The sequence below is a fragment of the Azotobacter beijerinckii genome, from assembly GCF_900110885.1.
Lineage (GTDB): Bacteria > Pseudomonadota > Gammaproteobacteria > Pseudomonadales > Pseudomonadaceae > Azotobacter > Azotobacter beijerinckii.
This window is the reverse complement of sequence record NZ_FOFJ01000013.1, coordinates 96,790-109,926: the sequence shown is the minus strand read 5'-3', so window position 1 is coordinate 109,926 and position 13,137 is coordinate 96,790. Positions and strand designations below refer to the sequence as shown.

Sequence of the window (13,137 nt, the reverse complement as noted above, 5' to 3'; positions counted from 1 at the left end):
GCTCGGCCTCCAGGCGCTTGAGCCACAGACAGAAGCCGTTGCGATGCCAGTACAGAATTTTCACTTGGTTGCGTGTGCGATTGAGGAAGACGAACAACACAGGGTCGAACACCGCGACCTTGATATCCAACTCGACCAGGGCTGCCAAGCCATTGATGGATTTACGGAAATCGACCGGCTTGGGGTAGAGGTAAACAGCTTTGACGTTGGGGGCGGGACGCATCATGCGGGGCAAGTTCCAGAAGGAATCGGGAGCTCAGCATCAGATCTCAGGGCGCGGTTTCGAAGGTAGGGTTTATGGAGCGGTTACTGCGCAACCGCGCTCGGCAACTCCTGGTTCTGGTTTCTCGAGACGATCTACCTGATGCAGATCCGGCCCATGCCCAGGGCTGGCTGCCGGGCGACGAAAGCCTGGTGGCACGTGTTCTCGGCAGGTTCGCGCTGGACTCGATGCTCCGCGAGCGGCGGCCTCTCCGAAGCCACGATCGCCGATAGCTGGCGGGGCTCACTGGTCCATGGGCTGGCCGGGTGGGTACCGCTTTATGCCTTGGTCCTGGCGCGCCCCGCAAAGCAGAGGCAGGCGCTGCGAACAAAACATCCCCAACGCATTGTTGAGGATCGCCTCGGCGCTGCTGGCAATTCTCCCGCTTGGCGAGGCTGGACTGTCGATCCTGTCGTCGTCTCTGGCCGTCGTGCTACCGAACGTCGCGGTAAATAAATATGAGCGGCTACTTCGCGGTCGCTCCCTGCGGCGTCCGGCCCTTTCGGGACTGGCTGCTTGGCCGGCGGGAGCGCCGGCGTCGGCTGCTGGGGGGTCAGATGCCCTGGGGAATCTCCTCTCCGCCGAGGGCCTCGAACAGCGCCGGGAGAAATTCAGCGAAGGTCATCATCATCAGCGTGAAGCTGGCATCCAACTGGGCGAGGGCGTCGTCGCCGCCATCCTGCTCGGCCTGCTCCTGCAGCAGATCCTCGAAACGCAGGCGCTTGACCGCCAGCTTGTCGTCGAGGACGAAGGACAGCTTGTCCTGCCAGGCCAACGCCAGCTGGGTGACCAGCTTGCCGGTGGAAAGGTGCAGCTGGATCTCCTCGCCGGTCAGGTCTTGGCGCTTGCAGCGGACCACGCCGCCATCCTCGTGGGTATCGCGCAGTTCGCATTCGTCGAGCGCATGGAAGTCCGCGGCGGCCTGCTGGGCTTTGACCCAGCCGGTGAGGGTGGCGCTCGGTGCGATCTTCACGCCCAGCGGCCGCACCGGCAACGAGCCGATGGCCTCGCGCAGGGTGGAGAGCAGGTCTTCGGCCTTCTTGGCGCTGGACGTATCGACCAGGATCAGCCCCTGTTTGGGCATGATCGCCGCAAAGGTGGTGGCGCGGCGAATGAAGGCGCGCGGCAGGAAGGTCTGGACGATCTCTTCTTTGATCCGGTCGCGCTCCTTCTTGTAGACCTTGCGCATCTGCTCGGCCTCGATTTCCTCGACCTTCTCCTGAAGCGCGTCGCGCACTACGCTGCCTGGCAGGATACGCTCCTCCTTGCGCGCCGCGATCAACAGGAAGTCCGGGCTGGCGTGGACCAGGGGCGCATCCTCGCCCTTGCCGAAGGGGGCAGCGAAACCGTAGGTCGCCAGTTCCTGGCTGGCGCAGGGGCGGGCCGGCTTGGCTGCCAGCGCCTCTTCCAGCGTTTCGACGGCGAAGGGGATATCCTGGGTGAGGCGATAGACGAGCAGGTTGCGGAACCACATGGGGTTGGCGATCTCCGTTGCGCAAAGCGCGCATTATTCTCTCCCGTGACCTTGCGGGCCAACCCTAACCCCTTGGAACGTCTGAAAATTTTTTTCATCGGGGGGGTTGCCAAGGTGAAAACAGCTGTCTAGAATGCGCCCCACTTCGAGAGTGAAGGGTGATTAGCTCAGCCGGGAGAGCATCTGCCTTACAAGCAGAGGGTCGGCGGTTCGATCCCGTCATCACCCACCATCGAGGTTATGCGCAGCGGTAGTTCAGTCGGTTAGAATACCGGCCTGTCACGCCGGGGGTCGCGGGTTCGAGTCCCGTCCGCTGCGCCACATTAGTAGTTCGCCAGGCTGGACAGAGCTTGGCGGGAAAAGAGAAAGGCGGCCCTCGAGGCCGCCTTTTTCGTTTCTTCGGCGGCCCGGTCTAGAGTCCCTCGGGCAGCTTCCAGTTGCTCTATTAGGGCCCCTTCGGAAACTTGAACTTATCGCCGTCGCGGGGCTCCTATTCTCCATAGCCAGTGGTCGCAGCTGCCTGTTAAGCTTTCGCTTTCACTGATAGCCCTCGGGCGAACGAACAAGGAAACAGCATGAGACAACATCGGTTGGCCGCTGCGATGGCCTTGGTGGGTTTGGTTCTTGCCGGTTGCGATTCGCAAACCAGTGTGGAACTCAAGACCCCCGCACAGAAGGCCTCCTACGGTATCGGCCTGAATATGGGCAAGAGTCTGGCCCAGGAGGGCATGGACGATCTGGACTCCAAGGCCGTGGCTCAGGGCATCGAGGATGCCATCGGCAAGAAGGCGCAGCGCCTGAACGACGAGGAGCTGATCGAGGCCTTCGCCGCCCTGCAGAAGCGCGCCGAAGAGCGTATGGCGGCCCTTGGCGAAGAAAACGCCAAGGCCGGCAAGAAGTTCCTCGAGGAAAACGCCAAGCGCCAGGGAGTGACCACCACCGCTTCCGGTCTGCAGTATGAAGTGCTGAAGAAGGCCGAGGGCGCCCAGCCCAAGCCCAGCGATGTGGTAACCGTGCACTATGAAGGCCGTCTGACCGATGGCACCGTCTTCGACAGCTCCATCGAGCGCGGCAGTCCCATCGATCTGCCGGTCAGCGGCGTCATCCCGGGCTGGGTCGAAGGTCTACAGTTGATGCATGTCGGCGAGAAGTTCAAGCTGTACATTCCCAGCGAGCTGGCCTATGGCGAGCAAAGCCCGAGCCCTGCCATTCCGGCCAACTCGGTGCTGGTGTTTGAACTGGAGCTGCTGGGTATCAAGGATCAACCGGCCGGGCAGCAGGCCGAGCCTGAGTCCGAGGCAGAGCAGGCCGAAGCCAAAGGCGAGTGAGCGCTGATAGCGTAAGCCAACGCCCCGCTTTTGTGGGGCGTTTTCATTTGAGTTGCACGGGAAGCCTCGCTCTTCGATAGTGTGGCGCCTGCAAAGTCCCCCCTGTTTTCGCTGTCTCCTTTGCTCCAGGGCTACCTGGATTTCCTTCACGTATCTGTTCTATCGATGTGGGGCCTCGAGCTGCGCCGGGGCGCTTGGCTGCATGCGTTTCGTCTGCCGCTTAATGCGCCGAGGCTTTCCATCGAGTAGGGGGAAAGATCGGATACAACGCAGCGTTCCCCGGCACGTCGGAAATCGAGGGATCAATGTTGTCCACGGATTTCGTGGATAATCCGAGAAGACCGCATGCTGCGGAGTAGCGATCATGAAAGCACCCTGGATTTTCTCCCGATTCCTTCGTCTTGCCCGGTCCCTGCTGGCCGATGGGCGGCTGACCGAGCTTCTGCTGGATGTGGCGCGCAAGAGCGAGCGCAAGGGCGGGCGGCTAGGGGGCGTCCGGGAGGATCTGCGCCTGCTGCAGTCGCTCTGTGCGGCCTGGTGGCGTGGCGAATACCGGCAGATTAGTCAGCAGGCATTGCTCGCGGCGATCGCTGGGCTTCTGTATTTCCTGTCTCCGCTGGATGCGCTTCCCGACTGGTTGCTCGGCCTGGGGTTTCTCGACGATATTGCGGTGCTTGCCTGGGTGGTGCGCAGCTGGCGCGGCGAGCTGGAGGCCTTCCGTGCCTGGCTGGCTGCCCAGTCGCCGCAGCACCAGGCAGAGCTGGAGTGCCTGCCGGCTCCCGCAAGCCGTTCGGAAGGACGCTGAGGGATTCTGGCGACAGACGGATTGTCAATATTTGGACCGGATCGATGCACGAGAAAAAAATTACGAACGTTCAAATGATCATGCGTGAGGGGGAGGTGGAGTATGCGGTACTGCCTTGGGCCGACTATCAGGCCCTGCTGCGGGCTGCCGGGCAAGGCGGCGAGGCGCTCGAGGCACCCGAACGGCCTGCGGTTACCCCCAGCCTTGCGCAATTGGTATCCCTGCGCGAAGCTCAAAACATGTCGCAGGAGCAGTTGGCCAGAGCCGTGGGTATCAGCCCGTCCTATCTGGAGATGATCGAGACGGGTGAGCGACAGCCGGACTCCGCGATCCGGCGTGCCTTGGCTCGCGCATTGGGCATTGCGGACTGGGAGGGGAACTCTTGATCATTCGCATCAGTCGCCAGCACTGGCAGGCGCTGCTGGGCGAACTGGACGACGCGCGTCAGAGTCGTCATCTGCTGACCTATCGCGCGCTGATCGAGCGTCTGCAACTGCCGCCACCGGCCATGCAGACGCTGACCGCCGCTCTGGAGCATCTGGCGGTTCTCGATGCGCGTGCCGAGCGGCCTCTACGCAGCTCGCTGGTCATCAGCCAGGGCGCCAGCCGTCTGCCGCGCCCCGGTTTCTTCGACTGCGTGGTGCGACTTGGGCGCTTTTCCGGGCCGCCCGATGGCACGGCTGCTGCCTCCTGGCATGCGGCAGAAGTGGTACGGGTCTTCGAGTTCAGTTACGAGGATCGATGAGGACACTGGGCGGGATGCGGGGCTTGCCGCTGACCGCCCTTGCCGGGCTTTTCCAGCAGAAAACGAAGGGGCCGCATGAGCGGCCCCTTGGTATCTCCACCATGTGGATCAGTGCTTGGCCAAGGCCTCGCTGAGGCCCAGATAGTCGAGCAGGATACGCCCGGTTTCCGCCAGATAGGCATCGTCCTCGGGTTTCTTGTTCTTGCCGTCCGCCACTGGCAAGGCGTTCTCGTCCTCTTCCTTCAGTTCGGTCAGGAGTTCCTCACCCTTGGCCTTGCGCCGCTCGTTCTCGATGGCCAACTGTTTGGACTCGATGGAGTCGTGCTGGGCGCGCCGTTTTCCCTCGTTGAGGCTAACGGTGGTTTCCAGCATCAACTGCCGGCTCAGGTCGAGGCGGTTGCGGGTGAAGACAAAGTCGGGATCTTGCGCCGTGCGGCGGTCGTGGCGGGCCTTGAGTTCGCTCAAGAGTGGCTTGAATGGGTCTGCTTCCGGACGGATCGCCGGGCGGATGCTGTCCCAGGGCATGGCTTCCGGCAGGGCGCTTTCGCCGATTTCCTTGGTGTCCACCTCGTCCGGATAGCTGATGTCCGGAATTACCCCCTGATGCTGGGTACTCTGTCCGGAAACCCGGTAGAACTTGGCCAGGGTCAGCTTTAGCTCGCCGTGGTTGAGGGGCTGGATGGTCTGCACCGTGCCTTTGCCGAAGGTCTGGCCGCCGATGATCAGGGCGCGATGATAGTCCTGCATGGCGCCGGCGAAAATTTCCGAAGCTGAGGCGGAAAGGCGATTGACCAGCACTGCCAGCGGACCGGTGTAGTAGGTGCCGCCGTTTTCGTCGGCGAGCACGTCGACCCGGCCGTCGTTGTTGCGTACCAACACCGTGGGCCCCTCGTCGATGAACAGGCCAGTCAATTCGGTGGCTTCCTGTAGCGAGCCGCCGCCATTGTTGCGTAGGTCGATGACCACGCCATCGACCTTCTCCGCCTTCAGTTCGCTGAGCAGTCGCTTCACGTCGCGGGTGGTGCTCTTGTAGTCCGGATCGCCGGAGCGGAACGCCTTGAAGTCCAGATAGAAGGCTGGGATCTCGATCACGCCGAGCTTGTAGGTGCGTCCTTCGTGAGGCAGTTCGAGTATGGACTTCTTGGCTGCCTGTTCTTCCAGCTTGACCGCCTCGCGGGTGATGGCGACCACTTTGCTGGTTTCGTCGTTGGGAGCATTGCTGGCCGGAATGACCTCCAGGCGCACCACCGAGCCCTTCGGGCCGCGAATCAGCTTGACCACCTCGTCCAGACGCCAGCCGATCACGTCGACCATTTCGCCGTTGGCCTGGGCGACGCCGACAATCTTGTCCGCCGGCGCGAGCTGCTTGCTCTTCTCCGCCGGACCGGCAGGCACCAGGCGGACCACCTTGACGTGTTCGTTGTCGCTTTGCAGCACCGCACCGATGCCTTCCAGCGACAGGCTCATGTTGATATCGAAGTTTTCCGCGTTGTCCGGCGATAGATAGTTGGTGTGCGGATCGTAGGTCTGGGCGAAGGCATTGATGTAGGTCTGGAAGATATCTTCGCTGCGGGTCTGCTCCAGGCGCGACAACTGGTTGTTGTAGCGCTTGATGAGCAGCTCCTGGATGGCCTTGGGCTGTTTGCCGGCGATCTTCATGCGCAGCACCTCGTCCTTCAGGCGCTTGCGCCAGAGGTCGTCGAGAGCGGCCTTGTCCTTCGCCCAGGGGGCGTTCTCGCGATCGATCAGCAGGCTTTCGTCGCGGCCGAAGTCGAAGCTGTCCACGCCCTTCTCGAGCAGGCCGAGGGTGAAGTGCAGGCGCTCCTCCAGGCGGGTGAGATGGCGCTTGTAGATGGTGAAACCGGGCTGCAGGTCGCCGCTCTTCAGGAAGTCGTCGAACTGGTTGCGCCAGCGGTCGAATTCGGCGATGTCCGCCGCGATGAAGTAGCTGCGGGTCGGGTCGAGCAGCTTGAGGTAGCTTTCGTAGATCTTTTCCGAGCGCGCATCGTTGAGTGGCGGCTTGCTGTAATGATGGCGCTTGAGGAGCTCCACCACGTTCAGGCTGGCGATCACCTGGTCGCGGTCCGGTTGCAGGGCATCCCAGTTGCCGGCAGCAGCGGTCTGCGCCAGCAGCGAAGCGCTGAGGCCGAGGGTGAAGGCGAGGAGAGTACTGGGGAGAAGGCGCTTCATGTCATTCGACTAGTGGGGAGTGATAACGCATATTAGGCCGTCAGACGGGGTGCCGGGTTCCTTTCTTGACGAAGGGAGCGGAGCCTGCGGCGGACTCAAAAACCTACTATGGAGGTAGCATGAAGGCATTGCAAGGCATCGAGGGAAGTGTGGAGTGGGTCGAGCGGTCTGCACCTTCCTGTGACGTAGGGCAAATCAGGATTCGTGTGGCGGCGGCCGGACTGAACCGGGCCGATCTTCTTCAGCGTGCCGGGCTCTATCCGCCGCCACCCGGCGCCAGCGATGTGCTCGGCCTGGAGTGCGCCGGCGTGGTCAGCGAGGTCGGAGCGGGCAGCCACTGGCAGGTCGGCGACCGGGTCTGCGCGCTGTTGGCCGGCGGCGGCATGGCCGAGGAGGTGGTGGTGGACGGACGGCATGTCCTGTCGGCACCGGAAGGGCTGTCGCTGGTCGAGGCGGCGGTATTGCCGGAAGTCTATGCCACCGCCTGGCTTAACCTGTTCAAGCTGGGTGCTCTCAAGCCGGGCGAGAAGGCGCTGATCCACGCGGGGGCCAGCGGTGTCGGCTCGGCGGGTATCCAGCTGTGCAAGGCATTCGGCAATCCCTGCTGGGTCAGCGTCGGCTCGCCCGAGCGGCTGGCCTATTGCGAGTCGCTGGGCGCCCAGGGCGGGGTGCTGCGCACCCAGGATCTGGAGGGCCTGCGCGACTTCGCGCCCTTCGACGTGATCCTCGACCCGATCGGCGCGCGTTACGCGGCGCTCGATCTGGACCTGCTGGCCCGCGATGGGCGCTGGGTGATCATCGGCCTGATGGGTGGGCGCGAGGCGCAGCTGGATCTGGCCAAGCTGTTGGGCAAGCGGGTGCAGCTGATCGGCTCGACCTTGCGCACGCGCGACGACCGTTTCAAGGGCGAGCTGATCGACGAGCTGCGCCAGCAGGTCTGGCCGTTGTTCGGCGAAGGGCGCCTCGATCCGCGCCTGGAGCACAGTTTCGCCGCCAAGGATGTCGGCGCGGCCTTCGAGATGCTGGCCAGTAACACCGTGTCCGGCAAGGTGGCGCTGGTGATCGACGACGGCCTGCTGTGAGCGGGACGGTGGTTGACCTCGTGCATGCGAGGTTGGCCGCCGCTCCAGCCGGGAGGGCGAGGCGAGGGCGGGATCTCCGTCAGGGCAGTGTAGGGCTCGAATAGAAGGCCGTCAGGACCTTCACCAAGTGGGTCAGGTCGTGGCTGCCGGCCAGTTCACGGATGGAGTGCATGGCGAAGGTCGGCAGGCCGATGTCGACAGTGCGCACGCCGAGCCGGCTGGCGGTGATCGGGCCGATGGTCGAGCCGCAGCCCAGGTCGCTGCGCACCACGAAGTTCTGTACCGGTACCTCGACGTCGAAGCACAGGTGGCGGAAGAAGCCGGCGGTTTCGCTGTTGGTGGCGTAGCGCTGGTTGCTGTTGACCTTGATCACCGGGCCGGCGTTGAGCTTCGGGCCGTGGTTGGCATCGTGGCGGTCGGCATAGTTGGGATGCACGCCGTGGGCATTGTCCGCGGAAACCAGCAGGGATTGCTGCATGATTCGCACGAAATCGTCGCCGGCCGGCAGCAGGCGGCCGAGTACCTGTTCGAGGAAGGGGCCGTCGGCGCCGCAGGTGGAACAGGAGCCGATTTCCTCATGGTCGGTGCAGACCAGCACGCAGCTTTCTTCGTCGCCGGCGGCGAGCAGCGCCTGCAGGCCGGCATAGCAGGACAGCAGGTTGTCGAGACGGGCGCCGGCGATGAAGTCCTGACTCAGGCCGATCAGCGCCGCGCCCTGGGTGTCGTAGAAGCAGAGTTCGAAATCCAGCACCACGTCGGCGTTGATCTCGTGTTCGCGTTGCAACTGCTCGGCCAGCAGGGCGCGGAAGTCGCCCCGCTCGTCGCCGGCGATCTGCGCGAGGATCGGCGGCAGTTCGTTCTGCGCGTTGATCGCCCAGCCTTGGTTGGCCTCGCGGTTGAGGTGGATCGCCAGGTTGGGAATGATGGCGATCGGCTGTTTGAAGTCGATCAGTTGGCTTTCGACCCGTCCGGCACGGCGGAAGGTGACCCGTCCGGCCAGTGACAGGTCGCGGTCGAACCAGGGAGCGAGCAGGGCGCCGCCGTAGACCTCCACGCCGAGTTGCCAGAAACCCTGGCGGTGCAGTTCCGGCTGGGGCTTGACGCGCAGGCCGGGGCTGTCGGTGTGGGCGCCGACCAGCCGCAGGCCGCCTTCCAGCGGCGCGCGCCGGCCGAGCTGGATGGCGATGATCGAGGAGTCGTTGCGGGTGATGTAGTAGCGCCCGCCGGACTGGCTCGGCCAGGCTTCGCGTTCGTCCAGGCGCTGGTAGCCAGCGGCTTCGAGGCGCTGGGCCAGGCTGGTGCAAGCGTGGAAGGGGGTGGGCGAGGCCTTGAGGAAATCGATCAGGCCCTGGTTGAGTTCTGTACGCATAGTGGACTCCGGACAGCGTTGCTGCGGAGTGTATCGAAAAGGGCGATGGGCTGCAGTCGGACGTCCGGCGCGCTTGCGCTGGGCGTTCAGAACGGTGCGGGGTTTTCGAAGCGCAGGCGCTCGCCGCTCTGCGGGTGGCCGAGGGCCAGCAGGCTGGCATGCAGACACAGGCGCCCGGCAGCGGCCAGCGCCTCGTCATGGGCGTAGAGACGGTCGCCCAGTAGAGGGTGACCGATGGCCAGCATGTGCACGCGCAGCTGATGGGAGCGGCCGGTGATCGGGGTCAGTTCGACGCGGCTGTAGTGGCCGCAGCGCTCCAGCACCCGCCAGAAGGTCAGGGCATGGCGGCCCAGCTCATGGTCGACCACATGGCGCGGCTTGGTCGGCGGGTCGTAGCGCAGCGGCAGCTCGATGCGTCCGCTGTCGGCTTCCGGTTCGCCCCAGCAGAGCGCGGTGTAGGCCTTCTCGGTTTCCCGGTCGTGGAACTGGCGGGACAGCTCGCGGTGGCTGTCGGCATCGCGGGCCAGCACGATCAGGCCGGAGGTTTCCCAGTCGAGGCGATGCACGATGCGTGCCTCGGGATAGCCGTTGTCCTGCAGGCGGCTGACCAGACAGTCCCGGTTGTCTTCGGCGCGGCCTGGTACCGAGAGCAGCAGGGTGGGCTTGTTGACCACCAGCAGGGCGTCGTCCTGGTGGACGATTTCGATGTTCGACAGGGGCATGGAGTATCCGGGAACGACGGCGGCGGCCAGACAGGCGATGGAAAGCTATTATGCCTCCACCCGGCCGCAGGGCCGCCGCCGTTGCAGGGCGAACCGCCTCAGCGATCCGGCAGAGTGACGTTGAGTTCGAGGATCGAGCAGTTGCCCTGGTCTTCCAGGATCACCTGCACCTGATCGCTGTCGATGTTGACGTACTTGCGGATCACTTCGACCAGCTCCTTCTGCAGGTCCGGCAGGTAGTCCGGCGTACTGCGTTGGCCACGCTCGTGGGCGACGATGATCTGCAGACGCTCTTTCGCGATGGACGCAGAAGTTTCTTTTTTGCGTTCGCGAAAGAAGTCAAAAATGTTCATTCACGTCCTCCAAATAGACGTTGCAGGAATCCCTTCTTCTGCACATCGAGGAAGCGGTGCGGCGTTTCCTTGCCCAGCAGGCGCTCCACGGCATCGCTGTAAGCTTGGCCGGCGTCGCTCTGTTCGTCGAGGATCACCGGGATACCCTGGTTGGAGGCCTTGAGGACCGACTGGGATTCGGGAATCACCCCGAGCAGGCGGATGGCGAGGATCTCCTCGACGTCTTCCACCCCGAGCATCTCGCCCTTGGTCACGCGGTCGGGGCTGTAGCGGGTCAGCAGCAGGTGCTCCTTGATCGGCTCCTCGCCGTTCTCGGAGCGCCGCGACTTGCTGGCGAGCAGGCCGAGCATGCGGTCGGAGTCGCGTACCGAGGACACCTCGGGGTTGGTCACCACGATCGCCTCGTCGGCGAAGTACATGGCCAGGTGCGCCCCCTTCTCGATCCCCGCTGGCGAGTCGCAGATGATGTACTCGAAGGATTCGCGCAACTCGTCCATTACCCGGCCCACGCCTTCGGTGCTCAGGGCGTCTTTGTCGCGGGTCTGGCTAGCCGCCAGCACGTAGAGGTTCTCCAGGCGCTTGTCCTTGATCAGGGCCTGGCTGAGCGAGGCATCACCTTGGATGACGTTGACGAAGTCGTATACGACCCGGCGTTCGCAGCCCATGATCAGGTCGAGATTTCGCAGACCTACGTCAAAGTCGACGACGACGGTCTTGTGCCCGCGCAGGGCAAGGCCGGTACCGATGGCGGCGCTGGTCGTGGTTTTGCCGACGCCACCCTTGCCGGAAGTGATTACGAGGATCTTGGCCAAGGTGATTCACCCCAAATAAATAAAAACGGGAGCGGTGAGCCGCGCGGGTGGCTTTTTGGAGTCCAGTCCGGTAAAGCCCCTGAAAGCGCGCGAGTATCCGTTAAAGGCGAGTGATGTTCAACACGTCGCCGGCCAGGTGGATATGCACGGCCTCGCCCCAGTTCGGATCGCGTCTGAGGTCTTCGGCAACTTTGTAGCGGCCGGCTATGGAGAGTAGCTCGGCGGCCAGCACTCTGCAGAAAATCCGGGCTTGGCCGTTGCCTTTGATGCCTGCCAGGGCACGCCCCCGCATCGGGGCATACACATGGATATTGCCGTCGGCGAGCAGTTCCGCACCGGCACTGACCGGGGCCAGGACCAGCAGGTCGCCCCCCGGCGCATAGATCTGCTGGCCGCCGCGTACCGGGGTGGTGACCACTCGCGTCGGGCGAATCACCGGCTCGGCGGGCTTCTCGGGCTTCTTCGCCGGCACCGGCGCGGCAGTGGCGCCGGGGCCGATCGGCCGCTCCCGCGCGCTGGAGGGCGGCAGGACCGGCAGGTCCAGCGCCTGGGCGGCGGCGATGTGTTCCGCCAGGTTGGCGCGGATCGCCAGGGTGCGCAGGCCGTGGCTCCGGCAGACCGCCAACAGGGCGTGCAGGTCGAGCCGCTGCGCGCCGGGCTGGAGCTTGTCCAAGGCCAGTACCAGGGGGGTGTTCTGGAAGAAGTTGGGGGCCTGCGCCACTTTTTCGCTCAACTGGTGGTCGAGGCGGGCCAGGTCGTTGTGTGCCAGTTCCAGCACGGTGATGGCGAGCATGCTGCCCTTGAGCTGGAACACGGGGGCTGGGTCGAGGAGGTCGGCGTGGCTCATGATCTACCCATTGCAATGAATGGCGGTCTTATAACGGGAAACGCTGCGGCAGGCTAGCCGGACGAAGAAAAACCGCCGGGCGGGCCGACAACGCGCCTTCTGGCATGCCCGTGGCGGGTTGCCGCACGGGCTGGAAGCGGACTTGGGCGGCGTGTTTTCGCGACGGACCCGGCCGACGCTTTCCCGCTAGAATGCCGGTTTTTGCCGTTTTTGGGGCTGTCAATGGATCGTCCGCGCTTTCGTGCCCGTTTTTTCCACCCGCGCTTCTGGGGGCTCTGGCTGGGGCTGGGGCTGTTCTGGCTGGTGGCCCAGCTACCCTACGCCTGGCTGCTGCGGCTTGGTCGCGGGCTGGGAGCGCTGACCTACCGGCTGGCCGGTTCGCGCCGACGCATTGCCCGACGCAATCTGGAGTTGTGCTTCCCCGACCTCTCCGCCGCCGAGCGCGAGCGCTTGGTGAGGGAGAATTTCGCCTCGATGGGCATCGCCTTCTTCGAGATGGCCATCAGTTGGTGGTGGCCGCGCCAGCGGCTGTCCCGCTTGGCGCACATCGAAGGCCTCGAGCATCTGCAGCGGGCGCAGGCCGAGGGCCGGGGGGTCATTCTCATGGCCCTGCACTTCACCACCTTGGAGATCGGCGCGGCCCTGCTCGGCCAGCGGCAAACCATCGACGGCATGTACCGCGAGCACGCCAACCCGGTCTTCGACTACGTCCAGCGGCGCGGCCGCGAGCGGCACAATGCCGATGCCACCGCCATCGAGCGCGAGGACATCCGCGCCATGCTCAAGGTGCTGCGTGCCGGGCGTGCCATCTGGTACGCGCCGGACCAGGACTACGGGCGCAAGCAGAGCCTCTTCGTGCCGCTGTTCGGCATCCCGGCGGCGACCGTGACAGCGACGACCAAGTTCGCCCGCCTGGGCAAGGCGCAGGTGATGCCCTTCATTCAGACCCGTCTGGCCGACGGCTCAGGCTACCGGCTGACGATCCATCCGCCGCTGGTGGATTTTCCCGGCGAAAGCGAGGAGGCCGACTGCCGGCGCATCAACCGCTGGGTCGAGCAGGCGGTACGCCGGCACCCCGAGCAGTACCTGTGGGCGCACCGGCGCTTCAAGAGCCGCCCGGACGGCGAGCCGAGCCTCTACCGATAGCG

14 protein-coding genes and 2 tRNA genes are annotated in these 13,137 nt (G+C 64.4%); 8 read left to right on the top strand and 8 right to left on the bottom strand.

Annotation, left to right across the window (positions count from 1 at the left end; genetic code table 11):
* Both tnpB and rdgC read right to left on the bottom strand, forming a co-directional pair.
* The coding region (gene tnpB, locus BMY22_RS09300) for an IS66 family insertion sequence element accessory protein TnpB (protein WP_244158833.1) at positions 1–226 on the bottom strand (226 nt) is incomplete at its 3' end.
* 589 nt (positions 227–815) lie between these two features.
* Positions 816–1,736, bottom strand: a complete 921-nt coding sequence (rdgC, locus tag BMY22_RS09295) for a recombination-associated protein RdgC (RefSeq protein WP_090621414.1) — start codon at positions 1,734–1,736, stop codon at positions 816–818.
* 156 nt (positions 1,737–1,892) lie between these two features.
* On the opposite strand from rdgC, the gene BMY22_RS09290 reads away from it, so the two are divergent.
* The 6 genes from BMY22_RS09290 (at position 1,893) to BMY22_RS09265 (ending at position 4,614) form a co-directional block, all read left to right on the top strand.
* Positions 1,893–1,968: transfer RNA gene (locus tag BMY22_RS09290), tRNA-Val, on the top strand.
* Positions 1,969–1,980: 12 nt separating this feature from the next.
* Positions 1,981–2,057: transfer RNA gene (locus tag BMY22_RS09285), tRNA-Asp, on the top strand.
* Positions 2,058–2,311: 254 nt separating this feature from the next.
* Positions 2,312–3,064 carry a BamJ family beta-barrel-assembly machinery protein gene (gene bamJ / locus BMY22_RS09280; protein WP_090621413.1) on the top strand — a complete coding sequence of 251 codons (753 nt, stop codon included), beginning with the start codon at positions 2,312–2,314 and terminating at the stop codon, positions 3,062–3,064.
* A 364-nt stretch (positions 3,065–3,428) separates the two neighbouring features.
* Positions 3,429–3,869 (top strand): YkvA family protein, encoded by a 441-nt coding sequence (locus BMY22_RS09275; RefSeq protein ID WP_167363718.1) that lies wholly within the window; start codon positions 3,429–3,431, stop codon positions 3,867–3,869.
* 44 nt (positions 3,870–3,913) lie between these two features.
* The gene (locus BMY22_RS09270) at positions 3,914–4,255 is read left to right on the top strand and encodes a helix-turn-helix domain-containing protein (protein ID WP_090621411.1); all 342 of its coding nucleotides are present in this window, start codon (positions 3,914–3,916) and stop codon (positions 4,253–4,255) included.
* Positions 4,252–4,614, top strand: a complete 363-nt coding sequence (locus BMY22_RS09265) for a hypothetical protein (protein ID WP_090621409.1) — start codon at positions 4,252–4,254, stop codon at positions 4,612–4,614. Before BMY22_RS09270 ends, BMY22_RS09265 begins: the two co-directional genes overlap by 4 nt.
* Positions 4,615–4,722: 108 nt before the next feature.
* Here the strand turns inward: BMY22_RS09265 and BMY22_RS09260 are convergent, their stop codons facing one another.
* Complete coding sequence (locus BMY22_RS09260; protein WP_090621408.1) at positions 4,723–6,804, bottom strand: carboxy terminal-processing peptidase; 2,082 nt, start codon at positions 6,802–6,804, stop codon at positions 4,723–4,725.
* A gap of 119 nt (positions 6,805–6,923) precedes the next feature.
* Between BMY22_RS09260 and BMY22_RS09255 the strand changes: the two genes are divergently transcribed.
* Complete coding sequence (locus tag BMY22_RS09255; protein ID WP_090621406.1) at positions 6,924–7,886, top strand: zinc-binding dehydrogenase; 963 nt, start codon at positions 6,924–6,926, stop codon at positions 7,884–7,886.
* Between the two features lie 79 nt (positions 7,887–7,965).
* Here BMY22_RS09255 and BMY22_RS09250 read toward each other — a convergent pair whose 3' ends face one another.
* From BMY22_RS09250 to minC, 5 genes are all read right to left on the bottom strand, one after another.
* On the bottom strand, positions 7,966–9,255 hold the full coding sequence (locus BMY22_RS09250; protein ID WP_090621404.1) for a M18 family aminopeptidase: 1,290 nt from the start codon (positions 9,253–9,255) through the stop codon (positions 7,966–7,968).
* A gap of 86 nt (positions 9,256–9,341) precedes the next feature.
* A complete protein-coding gene (locus BMY22_RS09245) occupies positions 9,342–9,977 on the bottom strand; it encodes an RluA family pseudouridine synthase (RefSeq protein ID WP_090621402.1) in 636 nt (211 codons plus the stop codon).
* 98 nt (positions 9,978–10,075) lie between these two features.
* Positions 10,076–10,330 (bottom strand): cell division topological specificity factor MinE, encoded by a 255-nt coding sequence (gene minE, locus BMY22_RS09240; protein WP_090621400.1) that lies wholly within the window; start codon positions 10,328–10,330, stop codon positions 10,076–10,078.
* Positions 10,327–11,142: a septum site-determining protein MinD gene (gene minD, locus BMY22_RS09235; protein WP_090621398.1), complete on the bottom strand. Its 816-nt coding sequence runs from the start codon at positions 11,140–11,142 to the stop codon at positions 10,327–10,329. Before minD ends, minE begins: the two co-directional genes overlap by 4 nt.
* Positions 11,143–11,242: 100 nt before the next feature.
* On the bottom strand, positions 11,243–11,989 hold the full coding sequence (gene minC / locus BMY22_RS09230) for a septum site-determining protein MinC (protein WP_090621397.1): 747 nt from the start codon (positions 11,987–11,989) through the stop codon (positions 11,243–11,245).
* A gap of 222 nt (positions 11,990–12,211) precedes the next feature.
* Here minC and BMY22_RS09225 point away from each other — a divergent pair, with 222 nt between their 5' ends.
* On the top strand, positions 12,212–13,135 hold the full coding sequence (locus tag BMY22_RS09225) for a lipid A biosynthesis lauroyl acyltransferase (protein ID WP_090621396.1): 924 nt from the start codon (positions 12,212–12,214) through the stop codon (positions 13,133–13,135).
* Positions 13,136–13,137: the final 2 nt, after the last annotated feature.

What these genes read in the sequence shown, in the direction of transcription:
- minE (WP_090621400.1), bottom strand. Translation starts at nt 10,330, where the DNA reads ATGAACATTTTTGACTTCTTTCGCGAACGCAAAAAAGAAACTTCTGCG.
- BMY22_RS09270 (WP_090621411.1), top strand. Translation starts at nt 3,914, where the DNA reads ATGCACGAGAAAAAAATTACGAACGTTCAAATGATCATGCGTGAGGGG.
- bamJ (WP_090621413.1), top strand. Translation starts at nt 2,312, where the DNA reads ATGAGACAACATCGGTTGGCCGCTGCGATGGCCTTGGTGGGTTTGGTT.
- BMY22_RS09250 (WP_090621404.1), bottom strand. Translation starts at nt 9,255, where the DNA reads ATGCGTACAGAACTCAACCAGGGCCTGATCGATTTCCTCAAGGCCTCG.
- BMY22_RS09245 (WP_090621402.1), bottom strand. Translation starts at nt 9,977, where the DNA reads ATGCCCCTGTCGAACATCGAAATCGTCCACCAGGACGACGCCCTGCTG.
- minC (WP_090621397.1), bottom strand. Translation starts at nt 11,989, where the DNA reads ATGAGCCACGCCGACCTCCTCGACCCAGCCCCCGTGTTCCAGCTCAAG.
- BMY22_RS09255 (WP_090621406.1), top strand. Translation starts at nt 6,924, where the DNA reads ATGAAGGCATTGCAAGGCATCGAGGGAAGTGTGGAGTGGGTCGAGCGG.
- BMY22_RS09275 (WP_167363718.1), top strand. Translation starts at nt 3,429, where the DNA reads ATGAAAGCACCCTGGATTTTCTCCCGATTCCTTCGTCTTGCCCGGTCC.
- BMY22_RS09225 (WP_090621396.1), top strand. Translation starts at nt 12,212, where the DNA reads ATGGATCGTCCGCGCTTTCGTGCCCGTTTTTTCCACCCGCGCTTCTGG.
- rdgC (WP_090621414.1), bottom strand. Translation starts at nt 1,736, where the DNA reads ATGTGGTTCCGCAACCTGCTCGTCTATCGCCTCACCCAGGATATCCCC.
- BMY22_RS09260 (WP_090621408.1), bottom strand. Translation starts at nt 6,804, where the DNA reads ATGAAGCGCCTTCTCCCCAGTACTCTCCTCGCCTTCACCCTCGGCCTC.